A 15,654-nucleotide genomic window follows, 5' to 3' on the forward strand; every position below is an offset into this window, starting at 1 on the left:
AGTCTTCGGAGCAAAAAAAGGCACAATACTTGCTTCATTATTCCAAAACCCTGCGCCATGAAGACTTCTACTACCCTCCTATTGCTGCTGGTTGGCTCAACTGCCTTTGGTCAGCGCCTTGTACCCATCAATTTTTCCAAAGCTTACCAGGATCCATACTATATGGTGCTGGAAGCCGACAGCATCACAGCGGTGCTGGAGCATGTAGAAACGGAAAATAGATTGGTCGTCTTTGACCTTGAAATAGTCAACAAGAGTGGCCTGCCGCTCAAAGTTGACCCTAAGCTGTTTCATTATTACGCAGGGAGCAGCCCTTTTCCTGAGCTTACCGGTGAGGCCGACAATGTCCATCAGGTATCATTCCCCTACAGCCAGGTGCCCGGTTATCTGAGGAAATCGCTGACCAAGAACGTGGTGGAAGACCATTATGAAACACAGATCAAGCAGCAGCAAACATTGGCCATCATCTTCGGTGTCCTCTCAGTAGGCATGATGGTGGCTGATGTTGCAAGCGACTTGAGAGATTCAAAGAAAGAGTTTTATACCCAAAAGGACTGGAACAAATCGCAAACCAGGGATGTCCTCACGGCCACCACACTGATGACAACGGATGCAGTCATCCGCTCTTCGCAAGAAAGAAACTACTATACAAGAGAAGACCTACACTACCTTGATCAGGAAATCATGCAGCCAATGGCCTTACCCGACACATCAGCATTGAGAGGCAAGGTGTATTTTCCCAAAAATGGTTACTACCGGTACTATCGGGTGGTGGTGCCTGTAGAGGGCTACAACTTTGTGTTTGATTTTAGAAAGGCGAGGGTGAGCGATTATTGAGAAAGAATTGTCAAGAACCTGGCACCGGCGAGCTGGTAAACAGTTCCATATGAAGCACCTAGTGGCACCACCATTGCTACATAGGATCCAAGCGGACGCTTGAACCAGTTGTGCGCATCACGACACCTTCCCTCCCACTTTCTCCAGCAATGCCTTCGTTAGCTTGATGCCGTCCTCTTCCGTCGGGTAGTTTCCTTCTACGCCAAACATTTTCATAACGGCTCCCTCTGCTTCAATGCCCATATAGCCTTTGAAACCGGAATCTTTGATGATGGTGAGCATTTTAACAAAGTCCGTTTCTGTATCGTTACCCTTGGCATCAAATCCATGCGTTTTGGCACTTACGCCTTTGGCGTAGGGCATCATGGCTTTCACACTTTCGTACTTGTCAAATGTGGCAATGACTTTGGCGTTTTTGAAAGCTTCAATGGTCATTTCTTCCATGCGTTCCCTGCGAACGAAGTTACCGAAGTCAGGCAGTAGCCCTGCATAAGGGTTGTTTACCTGCTTCATTACCTCCACCAGCCATTTGGCATCGGTCGAGGGACCAAAATGGTTTTCAATGATGACATTGATGCCCGCCTGCTGGCCGAATTCGACCAAACTGCCGTAGCCATCCACACCCGCTTTGGCAATTTCCTCATCGGTGCCTGGCCCGTCCAGGTTCACCCTGATCGCATGGCAGCCAAGCTCTTTGGCAGCTTCCACCCATTTGTAATGATTTTCAACGGCTTGCTTTCGGGTAGCGGCATCAGGATGGCCTAGTTCACCTTCCGAATCTACCATGATGAGCACATTGCGCACGCCAAGGTCGTCGGTGCGGGCTTTTAATTCTTTCACATACTCCTTGTCGCCGCCCTTCCCGTTCCAAAAAGTAGACACATATTCGATATTGGAGATGCCGTAGGTATTTTTTGCGAGGGCGGGAAACTCCATATTGGTTAGCTTCTGGCTAAAGAAAGAGCCCGCCAGGGAGAACTGCGCCAGGGAGATATCGAAGAACAGCTTTTTAGCTGGTGCCTCTGCGAAAAGGTCGAATGGCAAGGTGGCAGCGAGGCCCAAACCGGCAGCCCCTGCTCCGGTCTTTTTAAGAAAATCTCTTCGGGTGTTCATAGTATATAAGAGGAATTAATAGCGTTTAATTCATCAGCGTCCCTTTTCCGGGAACACCGATCATAACGGGCCTCCAGTCGGAGTCAATCTAAGCTAGACAATGAGCTGCGGATGTCAAAACGTTTGCGTGTCTTTTTAACACAATGACAATGACGGCTCACTATTTCAGCTTACCTGCTTTCATTTCTTCAATAGCATGGTTAGCTGCCCTTGCCGCCAGCGCCATGAAAGTGAGCGATGGATTTTGAGAACCTGTGGATGTCATGGCCGCCCCATCTGTTACGTACACATTTCTGGCTAAGTGTAGCTGATTATGCTTGTTCAACAAAGAAGTCTTAGGGTCACTACCCATACGCACACCACCCATCTCATGAATATCTAATCCGGGGGCTTGTTTGGTATCGTAGGCATTGATGTTGACGCATCCTGCTGCTTCGAGCATTTCTTTGCCTTGCTCAAGAAAGTCCTGCAGCATTTTTTCGTCGTTCTCATCGTAATCGATCGAAGTGACCAGCTGAGGTATGCCCCATGCATCCTTATCAGTGTCGCTCAGCCTTACATGATTGTCGTACTTGGGAATCGTCTCGCCCTGCAGCATCATAAAAACATTCCAGATACCGGGCTTTTGCAGCTTCTCTTTGAGCGCTGCCCCGACCTCTGCTTCTCCTCTGTTCCAACCTGATCGCCCGGCGCTGAAGGCGGTAACGTATCGTCCTTTGAAGGCCGGAAACCTTTCGAGCGTGTTTCGGAACGACGGCATAAAAATGCTGGTTGGTCGGCGGCCATAGTAGTAACCATCTTCAAAGCCATCGTATTGCGCTGAAATATTGCCCCTGTAGTTGTGAAAAGCGACATACCTTCCTAATAATCCATTGTCATTGCCAAGGCCGTTGGGAAAACGATTGGATTTTGAGTTGAGCAAAATAAGGTTGGTATTGAGGCATGCGGCGTTGACAAAAATCACTTTGGCGAAATATTCCGTCACCTCCTTCGTGTTGGCGTCAATCACTCTCACGCCCGTTACTTTGCCTGGTTTATCGTCATAAATGATCGATTCGACAACGGCGTGTGTTCGCATGGTAAGATTCCCGGTTTTGGCTGCCCAGGGTAAGGTAGCGGAATTGGAGCTGAAATAGCCACCAAACGGGCAGCCACGATAGCAGAGATGGCGGGCCTGGCACTGGCCTCTGCCCTGCTCCTTATGGATGTCTTGTGGCTCGGTGAGGTGGGCACACCGCCCCATAATCACCGGCCTATCAGCGTACTTCTCGGTGATTTTTTTCTTTATCTCCTCTTCTACGCAGTTAAATTCAAAAGCTGGCTGCACTTCGCTGTCGGGAAAATGCGGGATGCCGTCTCTGTTGCCACTGATGCCTGTAAACTTTTCGACATGAGAATACCAGGGGGCTAGATCTTTGTAGCGGATGGGCCAATCTACCGCATATCCTTCCTTCAAGGGACCCTCAAATTCAAAATCGCTCCACCGCTGCACTTGCCGTGCCCATATCAGCGATTTTCCACCTTCCTGGTAGCCCCGGATCCAATCGAACGGTTTTTCCTGCACATAGGGGTGTTCTTCATCCTTTACAAAAAATTGCTTTGTGGCATCTTCATAGGCATAGCACCTATTAACCACAGGATTTTTCTCCTCGTCTCCCGCCGGGAGTCTACCCCGGTAATCGAAGTCCCAGGGGTCTTTCATGGCTGTGGGGTAGTCTTCAATGTGCTTGACCGGCCGCCCTCTTTCCAGTACCAGGGTCTTAGCTCCTTTCTCGCAAAGCTCTTTGGCAGCCCATCCACCGCTGATGCCTGAGCCGATCACGATGGCATCATACTCATTCTGTTGTTTACTCATCGCATCTTTTAGTTAAGTATTCATGAGACCAGAGAGCCTCGACATCCGCCTCCCGAGTCACTGGACAGCGGCAAACACAACCTCCAATTCTCACCTGATCAGCTTCTTTTCCCCAATCTCAAAAACATGATACCGATTTTTAAGCTCATCGTCAATCCATATTTTCACTTCTTCGGGGTAGCCTTTGGCCCAAAAACGGTTCTCCTCGCTGACTTTCACCGTGCTATGGTGCTGGGGAAAGATATAATCGGGCTGCAGCGTGTTGATGAGGATGGTGGAGCGATCGATATACATATTGTGCTCCGTTGGCGAAAAGAAAAGGACGTCAATGTCTTTGGCGAACAAATGGTCTTCGAGGAGGTAGCTATCGCCAGGCTGCAAAAACCTTTTCCCATTGATATTGAGTACATACCCACAGTCCTGCAGGTTGGCTTCATAATAGATAGCAAAATTTGCATTGCCATGAATAGCCCGGATAGGTTCAACCTTTATTCCTTTTACTTCAAAAGGCTCCCTAGGCTTGGCTACTACTATTCGCTGGTCAGGAATACCCAGCTTTTTGGCAACAGCGAGGCAGCTTTCGGGCATCACAAAAATACAGTTCGATTGTTCGAGCAAAACCTTAGATGTGTATTCGTTAAAATGATCACCGTGAGCATGGGTGACAAAGGAAATATCTATCACTGAGGCCATCTCCTCCGGTGTAATCGGTGCCGGTGCCATGCGACTGCCATTTTCCAACCACAAGTCGGTGGTCAACACGAGCCCTCCGGACTTAATGATCCAGCTATTGTGGCCCGCCCACCACACGGCCATGCCATCGGTGTGGGATTTGATATCGGCTATCATCCGACTGTTTTGAGCAAAGGCAGAAACAGCAAAGCTCAGCAATAGAAAAAAGGAAAATGTCTTTTTCATAATTAGATTGGCAACCCTCTAATCTAGGCAATGATCTCTAAACTATCATGCGAAAATTGAAGAGCGGGTCGATGGCCTCATCAATTTTGCCTTCAATAATTCATGATTTCTCTCTACCTTCCATTTTACCGACACCTACATTAGCAAACTACATGAGTCTCCTTACATGGACAGGTCAGCCTCCAGCTTCAATGCGGGCTCCATTCGTCTTCATTATTCTGGTTTTCCTTTTCGGCTGCCAGTCCGAAAAAATAGAAAATAAGAACTGGCCGGTTTACAAATCGGATGCAGCCAGCAGCAGCTTTTCATCGCTTGATCAAATCAACAGGCAAAATGTAGCTACCCTTGAAGTTGCATGGATTTTCGAACCCAATGACGCCCCGGATGGCGCAAGGGCCGTCAAGTACGAGTGCAATCCAATCATTATTGATGGGGTTATGTACCTCACATCGGCGAGACATGTGGTGTATGCGCTTGAATCGGCTTCGGGCAAAATCATCTGGTCATTCGATCCTTTTGATGGAAAAGGGGGTGCTATCAAAAGAGGCGTGACATACTGGGAAGGGCAGGATGACAAAAGAATACTATTCACTGCCGGAAACCACCTTTTCGCTTTGGACGCAACGACTGGAAAGCAAATTCCTGATTTCGGTGACAACGGAAAAGTAAATCTGAATATTGAGAACTTCTCCGGAGAGGAAGCCTGGGTAGTGCCCACTTCACCCGGCACGATTTTCCAAGACCTGATCATCCTTGGCTCGGAAGTTTCCGAATCCTATGGCGCCGCTCCGGGTTACATCCGGGCGTACGACGTGCGCACGGGGAAGCTGGAATGGACTTTCCACACGATTCCCTGGCCGGGAGAAGTTGGGTACGATACGTGGCCGCCGGACGCCTGGAAGAAGGTAGGCGGTGCTAACAATTGGGGCGGTATGAGTCTCGACGAAAAGAGAGGCATTGTTTATGTGCCGCTGGGCTCGCCCACCTACGACTATTATGGGTCGGATCGGAAGGGGATGAACCTGTTTGGCAATAGCCTTGTGGCTTTGGATGCTGGCACCGGTAAGCTCATCTGGCACTTTCAAACCACCCACCACGACCTGTGGGACTATGATCTACCAGCCCCTCCCAACCTGATCACCGTAACAAAAGACAGCAAGCAAATTGACGCAGTTGCTCAAACAACAAAAACCGGGCTTCTATTTGTTCTTGACAGGCAAACCGGCGAGCCTATTTTTCCTGTAGAAGAACGGCCCGTGCCCACCAGCAATATCCCCGGAGAGGAAACCTGGCCCACGCAGCCATTCCCTACAATGCCCGCACCTTATGCAGGGCAATACCTGACAGAACAGTACCTGGCTGATTTTTCCCCCGACTCACAGCAGAAGGTACTAGATGCCTTCCGCAGCTTCCGGTATGAAGGAATTTACACGCCACCAGACACAAGTGGCACATTGTTGACACCGGGCAGCCGTGGCGGTTCGGAATGGGGTGGTGCCGCCTGGGATCAGGAAACAGGCCTGCTCTACCTCAATGCCAATGAGTCGCCCGAAATTGCCAAAGTAAGCCGGGGCGTAGCCTGGAAAAGCCCGAGAGATCAAAGCATGTACAATGTGGGACGTTCTTTTTACAACACTTACTGCGCCTCTTGTCACGGTATTAACAAACAGGCAACCGATCCCTCTATTCCATCCCTTACCGACGTGGGGAAGCGGCTAAGCAAAAACGATATCCTTAACAGGATTAAAAACGGTAAGGGAAAAATGCCAGCCTTTGGGCAGGTGGCGACAGGCAATGAGGAAGAAATCCTTTCTTACCTGCTGGAGATCAACAGGGACAAGATTTCTCAAAAATCCCAGAACGAGTCTGACACCAGCATGGTTTACCTCAATCTGACGGCTTATGGGTATTTTAGAGACCCGGAAGGACGTCCAGCCATCAAGCCACCCTGGGGTACATTGAACGCCATCAACCTGAATACAGGAGAGTATGCCTGGCGGGTGCCGCTGGGCAATATTCCCGAAATTCAGCAGCCAGGCGATCCACCAACTGGTATCGAGAATTACGGCGGGCCGGTGGTAACGGCCGGAGGGCTGGTGTTTATAGCAGCTACCGGTGACAAGAAGATCCGAGCGTTTGACAAAGAAACAGGTGACGAAATATGGACGGCAGACTTGCCCGGTAATGGGTACGCCAGTCCGGCGATATACGAGGCAAATGGCAAGCAGTATTTAGCAATTGCCGTCACCGGCAACAGAGACAAGCCGGGCGGTTGGCTGGTCGTTTTCGCATTGCCCTGAAAGAAGCAGGAGCACCAAAGGCTTTTGAGGCAACACCGGCAAACACTGATTAGAGGTGGTTCCTCCTATTTCGGTTTCCTTTCGGCATCTATACCCGTACCTTTTTCTTATGAAGACAATCACCCTAACTGCGCTCCTTACCTCTTTCCTTTTTATCAATTGGCAGCCTTCCTCGGTAGCTGACAAAACCATGGCAGACGAGTTTATCGTCGAACCTCCTACCCTGTTGTGCGCTGGCTTCGAATGGAAAATTTTTGGTGACGACAACCGAAACGCCACGGTATCTGTGGAATACCGAAAAAAAGGAGACACGCAATGGAAACAAGGACATCCGTTGCTGAGAATAGGTGATGAAAAGGTGTATGGTCACGACCAGCGGTGGGTGTATACCGTGCCCGATATGTTTGCTGGAAGCATTTTTAATCTGGAGCCAGGCACCAGCTACGAGGGACGGTTCAGTTTGACCGACCCTGATGGTGTGGAAGGCATTTCTGAGAAATTGGTCACCTTCACAACCAGGAAAGAGCCACAGCCCTATGTTGGTGGGCAAACCTACCATGTCTACCCCATGGGCTACGACGGCCCAAAGGAAAGCCCAGCGTTTACTGGTTTGAATGCTGCCTACTATGGCGAAGGCAACCAGGGCGATTGGTGGATGGTACCAGAGCCAAGGGTGCAGCCGGGAGATGTTATTTTGGTTCACGCTGGTCTTTACAAAGGAGATAGAAGAAAATATGCGCATGAGCTGGCACTTGATTTTCACGGCGCTTACGTGCTGACACAAAAAGGCACACCGGAAAAACCTATCACCATTAAGGCAGCTGGCGACGGTGAGGTTATTTTCGATGGAGATGGGGCCTACAGGCTTTTCGATGTAATGGCCGCCGACTACCATTACTTCGAAGGACTGACTATCAGGAATACAGAGGTGGCGTTTTATGCCGGACTAAAAAGAGTGATGGGTGCCAGCGGACTGACCGTGACGCACTGTAAAATGGAAGACATTGGCATGGCTGTGATGACGCACAGTGCCGATTCCAAAGATTTTTATATCGCTGACAACACCCTCATTGGCCGTCATGAGCCCGACACACTTATCGGCTGGTATGGCTTCGAAAAACCTGCCCCGCTTACCTCCTACGTGGCCATCAAGGTTTATGGTCAGGGGCACGTGGTGTGCCACAACAGCATTTCGTTTTTCCACGATGGTGTCAGCGTTGATACGCATGGACTGCCAGAAGAAGGCAAGCCCAAGTGTGCGTCGATCGACTTTTACAGAAACGATATCTTCAACATGGCCGACGACTTTATTGAAGCTGATGGCGGCGTGCACAATATCCGGGTATTTGAAAACCGGGGCTTTAATTCCTACCACGCCTCTCTGAGTGCTCAGCCCATGTTTGGTGGCCCTGTGTACTTTATCCGCAATATTTGCTATAACACCCCGGGCACGGCGCTGAAGTACATGATCCGCCCGGCTGGTATTTACACCTACAACAACACGTTCATTACCGAGGCGGCCATCAGCGTATTTTCCAATGGCCACTTCCGCAACAATATTTTTATGGGGCCTTCCGACAGTCGTCAGGCGCTAAGTGCTACAACCCTCACCACCTACTCCACAATGGACTTTAATGGCTACCGGAAAAAAAGCAATTCCGAAAAACCATACCGACTCCGTTACCCTACCAACAATGCTCAAAACCAGGCAGATGAGAAAGAACTTACCTGGGTGGAAGCTACTACCTTAAAAGAATTGAGCAAACTCACGGGCTTTGAGACTCATGGCGTAGAACTGGATTTCGATGTCTTCGAAAATGTAACTGTACCTGACAAAAGAGGGCATATCTACGCAGTGGAAGGGGTTGACTTTTCCCTGAGAAAAGGCAGTAAGGCGATAGATGCAGGTGTAGCCATTCCCAACATCACAGATGGGTTTGCGGGCAAGGCCCCCGATTTGGGGGCTTTAGAGACGGGAGTGGCTATGCCGGTTTATGGGCCGAGGAATTAGCAGTTGGAGATTCTCATTTGTAGAAACTAAGACTTCGCACAATACGCAAAACCATATTCCCAAATACATTAATCTACTTTCGCATTAGCTGCACATCTCCACACTAGGGAAACCACGCTTTTTCTTTCTATATTGTGTCTAATTCAACAGTAAATTATCTGTGGGTATTGAGAACTAGTCTTCATTTTAAGTTTTATTTTAATTAGAATGATTGTTGGGTGCAAAGCCAAACATTTAGAGTTTTTTTCCATTTACTGGCAAAACAAACAATTTCCCTCCTCACGTCGGAAAATTATTTATTTTGCCTTCCTTAGAAGTAGTTCTCAATACCCGTTATGGGAAATGTGAAGCCAACCATAAGCCCAAAAGCACTAAGTCTGTTCAAGAAAATTATCTTGTCTAGCAAGCTTAAGTACAAATCAGAAAGTCAAATCGTATTCATTTTCGGAGCGAAGAACCAAAACAATGAAATAACCGCAAGGAGCAGTGTTCTAACGTACGCCAAAAAATACCTTCATGAGTTCCAATTCTTCCAAGCGGAAGATTTCTTCTCTTCATTTAAAAATGATCAGCATGATCTCATGTCTCTTGAAGGAGAACTCGCTACTTATTCTGATTGTATATTAATCCTTCTCGAAAGCCCTGGCACATTTGCAGAGCTGGGAGCATTCTCTCATAATGATGAATTAGTCAAAAAAATTTTAGCAGTTAACAAGCTGGAGTTTGTAGGAGAAGATTCATTTATCAATTTAGGGCCATTGAAAAAGATAGAGAGGAAGTCTAAATTCAAACCAGTCATTTACGCAAATTTCAAGAGGATTTTGAATTATATCGATATCATAGAGAATAACTTGAAGGGTAATTTGAGAAAGAATGCAAAGAGTATAAATTTCAAAACCTTTGAATTATTTACCAAGAACAAGAAGTATCGGCTTCAGTTCATCTCGGATATAGTTACGCTTTTTGGGCCGATTACAAAGGAAGAAGTTACCTTAGTGATAAATGAAATTTATAGTCAGACGGTTCACTATAAAGCTGACTTCGACATAAGTCTTTTAGAAAGTTTGAGCTTTATAAGAAGCTTTGATGGCCACTATTTTAGTGCTCCAAATAGGGAGTTCTACTTCTATTCTTACGGGCAGGAGAATATGCTTCGAATGAGATCTAACACGATAAACCATTTTGCGAAACACAATCTTTCAAGGTTGAAAATGTTGACGAAAAATGCCACTGGTTGATGAACTATCTAATACTTTAAGCGTCCCAACAGACGCAATTGAAGATATACTTAGTAAGGCTCCTAATTCTTATAAGAGATATAGTATTAAGAAAAAATCAGGTGGCTTAAGAACAATATTTCAACCCTCTTCGCAGCTAAAATCGATTCAATACGCATTCGTTACCTTATATTTAAATCGTTTCAAAATTCATCCATGTGCAAAGGCATACCGAAAAGGTCTACAATCACCTTTACTGATTAATGCAGAGGCTCATAAGAATTTTAAGTTTTCAATCCGAGTCGATTTACAAGACTTTTTTCCTTCAATTAAGCCCACGGACTTATTTATCGTATTCACCAAGAATAAATGCAACTTTTCGATAGAAGAGGAGAACATTATAACTAAAGTCTTTTTCCCGAATAGTTACATTTCTGCTGGATTGGCCATAGGGTCACCAGCCTCGCCAATTATAAGCAACATTGTCATGTATGAATTGGATGGATTAATTAATTCAATGGCAAAGAAAATCGACAGCTCGTCAGTGTATACGAGATATGCTGACGATATAATCTTTTCGAGCAATAGAAAAAACGCCTGCGAGGACTTTTATAAGCAATTAGACGACTTGCTCAAAAGTGTCAGTTCCCCGTCCCTAATCATTAATCCGAAGAAAACCATTTATATGTCGAAGGCAAATCGACGAATGGTTACTGGCTTGATCATTACACCTGATCAAAAAATTTCCCTTGGACGAAGTAGAAAGAGGTATATCAAGAGTCTAGTCTTTAGATACTCAAAGGGCAATCTGGATCAGAATGAAATCAATAGACTTAAAGGCTATTTGGCTTTCTCTCTAGATTGCGAGCCGACTTTTTTTAACACCCTTGTAATTAAATATGGCTCCATAGTTAACACAATATTGAGGACAGCGTGACAATTGGGTTTACTGACATAATTGGCTCGCATATAACGTTAAGTAAATTCTCTGATTGATGTTAAGGGCTTACACTAACTCATTTTCCAGCAGGCAATTCGCTCCCTACAACACCCTGGTGCTGTCAGGGCTTTTTGGCTTTGTCTGGGCCAGAGAGGCATGGACTACTGGGTTAATCGCCGACAATATCCTTTTTTGGCCTGGCGGCTACTTCCTTTCCCTTTGGATACTTAGCCCCTTAGCACTGTATTTCTTCAAATCGCTGGAAACAAATGGGCGGCGGGCTTTCATCAAACAACATTTGACTATAAGCACAGGCTTTGGGATGCTGCATTTTATCCTAACAGGGTTGGTCATCATTTTATTGGAACGCTTTTTTAAACTGCCCGAGCACTACAATTTTTTCGAGCCTGCGAGCTATATCCGGCAGTCCTGGCCCTATGCGGTTGATGGCATGCTCTGGTATTGGGGTTATATCTTCGTGTTTTTGTACCTACAAACCAGAGAGCGACTAGCCGTCGAAAAGCAGAAATCGGAAGCTATTCAAAAAGAGCTGGCTGCGTCTGACCTTAGCGTACTGCGAACAGAGCTCAACCCACACTTTCTTTTCAATGCTATGAACAGCATTGCCATGAAGGTGAGGCTCAAAGAGAACAAACTGGCCGTAGCCATGATCGCATCGCTCAATGATCTTCTGCGGTCGGTGTTGTCAAGGAAACGTGAAAAAACAGTACCCCTTTCAGAGGAAATTGAGCTGCTGAACAAATACCTGATGATTGAAAAGGTGAGGTTTGGCAACCAGGTAGAAGTAACACAAGATTTCAACGAGGACTTACTCCCGGCCAGCGTGCCACAAATGATTTTACAACCACTGGTTGAAAATGCCTTCAAACATGGGGTGAAAGATAGCCTGCGGCAGCAAAAGATCAGCATCACAGGAACAAAAGAGAATGGCTTCCTTGTGCTCACTGTCTTCAATACTACTGAAGAAGTGCGACGATTCGATACCGCTAACGGATCGGAAGGTATAGGCCTGCCAAATATTATACACCGACTAAGGCGTCACTATGGTACCGACTTTAGCTTCCAAAGCATGACCACAGGCGCTGGCATTGCGTTCAGAATTACTTTACCTTTTCGGTCGATATGAAGATTAAGTGTCTGGTGATTGACGATGAAGAAACAGCCCGCCGAGGATTGGCCGTGCTGCTGGAAGACTACGAAGAGGTGGAGCTCATCGGACTCTGTGTCAATGGCGTGGAAGCCATCGACCAGATCAGGGCCCTGAAACCCGACCTGATATTTCTGGATGTGCAGATGCCGGGTATCAATGGCTTTGAAGTATTGGCGAGCCTTCCGAAGCCCTGGCCGCAAGTTGTTTTCATCACTGCTCACGATCAATTTGCGCTGAAGGCATTTGAGGTCAATGCGGTCGACTATCTATTGAAACCCTTCAGTGACGAAAGATTCGACCAGGCGCTACACCGGGCGAAAGCGAAAATAAAGGCCCAGGAATTAGAAAACGGAGCAGTTAAAAACCTGATAGATCAAACTAAAGCCAGCTTGAAAGGGACGTCGTCACTTGTTCAAAATGATGGTGATCAGCAAAGGTTAGTAATCAAGGCAGACGGCAGCATTCATTTGCTGGAACTTGCCGACATCCGGTATGTGGAAGCATTTGACTACTATGTGAAAATCCATGTGGCAGATCGCTTCTTCCTGCTAAGGGAAACCATGAAAAAAATGGAAGAGCGCCTGCCCGACAGTGGCTTTACACGAATACACAAGTCATACATTGTTAACCACGCTTCTGTTAAGGCGCTGCACAAGCAGGAGAACAATGAATATGAAATAGAATTAGTAGATGGTGCCCAGCTTAAGGTGAGCCGAAACTTCAAGGCACACTTGCTGGAAAGGCTGGGTGCGTAGCCTGTTCCTGCATTCCCCCTACCTCTTGCTGCAAGCTTCAGTCGTGGAATGCCAGCATTCGTTATTTTTGGTGTAACAACTCAAAATACTTGCTCATGCTTCGCAACCACCTCATCTTCGCCATCAGGTTATTTCTGAAAGACAGCGTTTACTCCGTGCTCAACATCCTCGGGCTGGCGCTTGGTATCACCGTAGGCATCATTCTCCTGCTTTTCCTGCAGGGAGAGCTCACCTACGACCAGCATTTTGCCAAACACAAGCAGATTTATCGCTTTACCAACCACCTGAAAGCTGACGGTGCCGATTTTAATACAGCCAATACGGCCAGGGAGCTGGCACCCATCCTCAAAGCCGATCTCCCCGAAGTGCTGGAGTATGTGCGTTTTCTGGGATATGGCGAGTCGATGGTAGAGTACAAAACGCAGGATGGGGTACTTAAACAATTCTACGAGGATAAGATCTGGAGGGCGGACAGCAACATGTTTTCTATGTTTGATCATACTTTCTTTGAAGGTGATCCAAAGTCATGCCTGGAAGGCCCTGGCAAGGTCGTCATTACAAAGACCATCGCTCAAAAATATTTTGGAGACGAGGAGGCTGTTGGCAAACTGCTGATTTTTCCAGAAGGAGACACTCGCAAAGTTACTGCTGTCATTTCTGACCTTCCGGACAATACCCACCTCAAGTACGAAATCCTTTTGTCGCACATCGCCCCCCGAGATTGGATTGAAGAAGGCGATGCCACCCGAAAATCGGAAGGTTTCTGGAACCCTAATGGATACACCTACCTTCTAATGCCCGTTGACTATGACCCCAACACATTCTACGACAAATTCCCGCCCATATTTGACAAAACCTTTGGGCTTTTTGCCAAACGCATCAATGGAACTGTTACACCAAAATTACAGCCCATTGCTGATATTCATTTCAACTCTGACCTTTCCGGCGATGAGCCGGTAGGTAATATCAACTATGTTTACACATTTGCCATAGTAGGCATTTTTATCATCATTTTGGCCTGCATCAACTATATGAACATGGCCACAGCCCGCTCCGTGGTGAGGACAGGTGAAATGGGCATTCGTAAAGTGCTCGGATTCTCAAAAGCAGAACTGTTCCGTAATGTGATGCTGGAAGCCATCCTGATAGCCTTCATCGCCATGTTGATAGCAATTGTGCTTTCGTATGTCGTGCTGGAGCTTACGCCGTTCAATTCATGGATTGATAAGAACCTGTCACTCAACTTTCTCAGCAATCCATTCCTTACCATCGGCATGTTTACCATCACACTGCTGGTGGGTGTGCTTTCCGGGATCTACCCTGCCCTGTACATCCCCTCCGTGCCAGTGGTGCAGGCTCTAAAAGGCACCTTCACAGGTGACAAATCGGGCACTCTCCTAAGAAAAGGCCTCATCGTCTTCCAGTTTGTGATTTCGCTTTTTGTTATCATTTGCACCGTGCTCATGGACAAACAAATCGAGTACATGCAACACAAGGAGCTCGGCTTTGCGAAAGACAACGTGTTAGTGATAGAAGTCAAAGACACCGTTACGGCCAACCACATGGATGCGATAAGAACTGAGCTTAGGAAAAATCCTAACATATTGAGTGCTGCCACAGGCTACGGCACACCCGGTATGGGTTTCGGCGGGCAGGTTTTGTGGGTCGAAAGAGATACCGCTATGGCACAGCAAAGTATGACCATGATTTGGTCGGGGCCGGACTACATTGAAACCATGGGCATAGAACTAGTAGACGGACGTGATTTTAATCCAGATTCTGAGGCAGAGTATGTTATGAAGTTCATCGTCAACGAAACCGGTGCCAGAGAATTGGGATGGGGAGATAATGCGGTGGGCAAAAAAGTGAAGTACTTTCATGGCGAAACCTTTGGTGAGGTTATTGGTGTCGTGAAAGACTTTAATTTCGAGTCGCTGCACAACAAAATTGAACCCTTGTTCATTGTGCTGGATGAAAGTGATGGCGGCCGCATTCATATACGCATCAAAGGAGAAGATATGAAAGCAACAATTGCCGATATTGAGGAGATTTGGACTGGCTTTGATCCCAATCATCCTTTTGAATATACTTTTCTCGATCAGGAATTTGCCAAACAATACCGGGCCGACCAAATTCAACTGAAACTCATTTCAACGTTGTCCTACATCTGTATTATTGTATCAATTCTGGGCCTTATCGGTTTATCGGCTTTCACCGCAAGCCGCAAAGCCAAAGAAATCAGCATAAGAAAAGTGCTGGGGGCCAGCTCGGCCACCATAGTGTTGCTATTTTCAAAAGATTATGTCAAGCTGATACTCATCGCTTTTGTGATCTCGGTACCACTGGCTAACTACATCATCGTGGAATGGACGTCCAAGTTTGCCTACCAGATGTCTATTCAGTGGTTCTACTTTGTGCTACCGGGGGTACTGGTACTTACACTTGGGCTTCTGACTGTTGGAGCCCAATCATTGCGGTCGGCAAGGGCTAATCCGGTAGAGGGTTTAAGGAGAGAGTAGCAGGCTACGAGCTCCATT

At 47.0% G+C, this 15,654-nt stretch carries 10 protein-coding genes; 7 read left to right on the forward strand and 3 right to left on the reverse strand.

Going from position 1 to position 15,654, the window contains the following annotated elements; all coding sequences use genetic code 11:
- The first annotated feature begins 57 nt into the window (after nucleotides 1–57).
- On the forward strand, nucleotides 58–837 hold the full coding sequence (locus AAC052_RS04335; RefSeq protein WP_339811249.1) for a hypothetical protein: 780 nt from the start codon (nucleotides 58–60) through the stop codon (nucleotides 835–837).
- Between the two features lie 117 nt (nucleotides 838–954).
- Here AAC052_RS04335 and AAC052_RS04340 read toward each other — a convergent pair whose 3' ends face one another.
- The 3 genes from AAC052_RS04340 to AAC052_RS04350 all read right to left on the reverse strand — a co-directional run bounded on the left by AAC052_RS04340 (nucleotide 955) and on the right by AAC052_RS04350 (nucleotide 4,723).
- Nucleotides 955–1,950: a sugar phosphate isomerase/epimerase family protein gene (locus AAC052_RS04340; protein ID WP_339811252.1), complete on the reverse strand. Its 996-nt coding sequence runs from the start codon at nucleotides 1,948–1,950 to the stop codon at nucleotides 955–957.
- Between the two features lie 160 nt (nucleotides 1,951–2,110).
- On the reverse strand, nucleotides 2,111–3,805 hold the full coding sequence (locus tag AAC052_RS04345; RefSeq protein ID WP_339811254.1) for a GMC family oxidoreductase: 1,695 nt from the start codon (nucleotides 3,803–3,805) through the stop codon (nucleotides 2,111–2,113).
- 90 nt (nucleotides 3,806–3,895) lie between these two features.
- Nucleotides 3,896–4,723, reverse strand: a complete 828-nt coding sequence (locus AAC052_RS04350; protein WP_339811256.1) for an MBL fold metallo-hydrolase — start codon at nucleotides 4,721–4,723, stop codon at nucleotides 3,896–3,898.
- Between the two features lie 152 nt (nucleotides 4,724–4,875).
- On the opposite strand from AAC052_RS04350, the gene AAC052_RS04355 reads away from it, so the two are divergent.
- From AAC052_RS04355 to AAC052_RS04380, 6 genes are all read left to right on the forward strand, one after another.
- On the forward strand, nucleotides 4,876–7,023 hold the full coding sequence (locus AAC052_RS04355) for a PQQ-binding-like beta-propeller repeat protein (RefSeq protein WP_339811258.1): 2,148 nt from the start codon (nucleotides 4,876–4,878) through the stop codon (nucleotides 7,021–7,023).
- Nucleotides 7,024–7,132: 109 nt separating this feature from the next.
- A complete protein-coding gene (locus AAC052_RS04360; RefSeq protein WP_339811261.1) occupies nucleotides 7,133–9,034 on the forward strand; it encodes a hypothetical protein in 1,902 nt (633 codons plus the stop codon).
- Nucleotides 9,035–9,369: 335 nt separating this feature from the next.
- The gene (locus tag AAC052_RS04365; protein ID WP_339811262.1) at nucleotides 9,370–10,272 is read left to right on the forward strand and encodes a retron St85 family effector protein; all 903 of its coding nucleotides are present in this window, start codon (nucleotides 9,370–9,372) and stop codon (nucleotides 10,270–10,272) included.
- Nucleotides 10,273–11,246: 974 nt separating this feature from the next.
- A complete protein-coding gene (locus tag AAC052_RS04370) occupies nucleotides 11,247–12,338 on the forward strand; it encodes a histidine kinase (RefSeq protein ID WP_339811264.1) in 1,092 nt (363 codons plus the stop codon).
- Nucleotides 12,335–13,117, forward strand: a complete 783-nt coding sequence (locus AAC052_RS04375) for a LytTR family DNA-binding domain-containing protein (protein ID WP_339811265.1) — start codon at nucleotides 12,335–12,337, stop codon at nucleotides 13,115–13,117. Before AAC052_RS04370 ends, AAC052_RS04375 begins: the two co-directional genes overlap by 4 nt.
- Nucleotides 13,118–13,212: 95 nt before the next feature.
- On the forward strand, nucleotides 13,213–15,636 hold the full coding sequence (locus tag AAC052_RS04380; RefSeq protein ID WP_339811267.1) for an FtsX-like permease family protein: 2,424 nt from the start codon (nucleotides 13,213–13,215) through the stop codon (nucleotides 15,634–15,636).
- The last annotated feature ends 18 nt before the right edge of the window (nucleotides 15,637–15,654 follow it).

It is taken from the genome of uncultured Imperialibacter sp. (genome assembly GCF_963974565.1).
Taxonomy (GTDB): Bacteria; Bacteroidota; Bacteroidia; order Cytophagales; family Cyclobacteriaceae; genus Imperialibacter; species Imperialibacter roseus.

Excerpts from the sequence above, each read along its gene's own strand:
- AAC052_RS04375 (WP_339811265.1), top strand. The coding sequence starts at position 12,335 with ATGAAGATTAAGTGTCTGGTGATTGACGATGAAGAAACAGCCCGCCGA.
- AAC052_RS04350 (WP_339811256.1), bottom strand. The coding sequence starts at position 4,723 with ATGAAAAAGACATTTTCCTTTTTTCTATTGCTGAGCTTTGCTGTTTCT.
- AAC052_RS04380 (WP_339811267.1), top strand. The coding sequence starts at position 13,213 with ATGCTTCGCAACCACCTCATCTTCGCCATCAGGTTATTTCTGAAAGAC.
- AAC052_RS04365 (WP_339811262.1), top strand. The coding sequence starts at position 9,370 with ATGGGAAATGTGAAGCCAACCATAAGCCCAAAAGCACTAAGTCTGTTC.
- AAC052_RS04340 (WP_339811252.1), bottom strand. The coding sequence starts at position 1,950 with ATGAACACCCGAAGAGATTTTCTTAAAAAGACCGGAGCAGGGGCTGCC.
- AAC052_RS04335 (WP_339811249.1), top strand. The coding sequence starts at position 58 with ATGAAGACTTCTACTACCCTCCTATTGCTGCTGGTTGGCTCAACTGCC.
- AAC052_RS04345 (WP_339811254.1), bottom strand. The coding sequence starts at position 3,805 with ATGAGTAAACAACAGAATGAGTATGATGCCATCGTGATCGGCTCAGGC.
- AAC052_RS04370 (WP_339811264.1), top strand. The coding sequence starts at position 11,247 with ATGTTAAGGGCTTACACTAACTCATTTTCCAGCAGGCAATTCGCTCCC.
- AAC052_RS04360 (WP_339811261.1), top strand. The coding sequence starts at position 7,133 with ATGAAGACAATCACCCTAACTGCGCTCCTTACCTCTTTCCTTTTTATC.
- AAC052_RS04355 (WP_339811258.1), top strand. The coding sequence starts at position 4,876 with ATGAGTCTCCTTACATGGACAGGTCAGCCTCCAGCTTCAATGCGGGCT.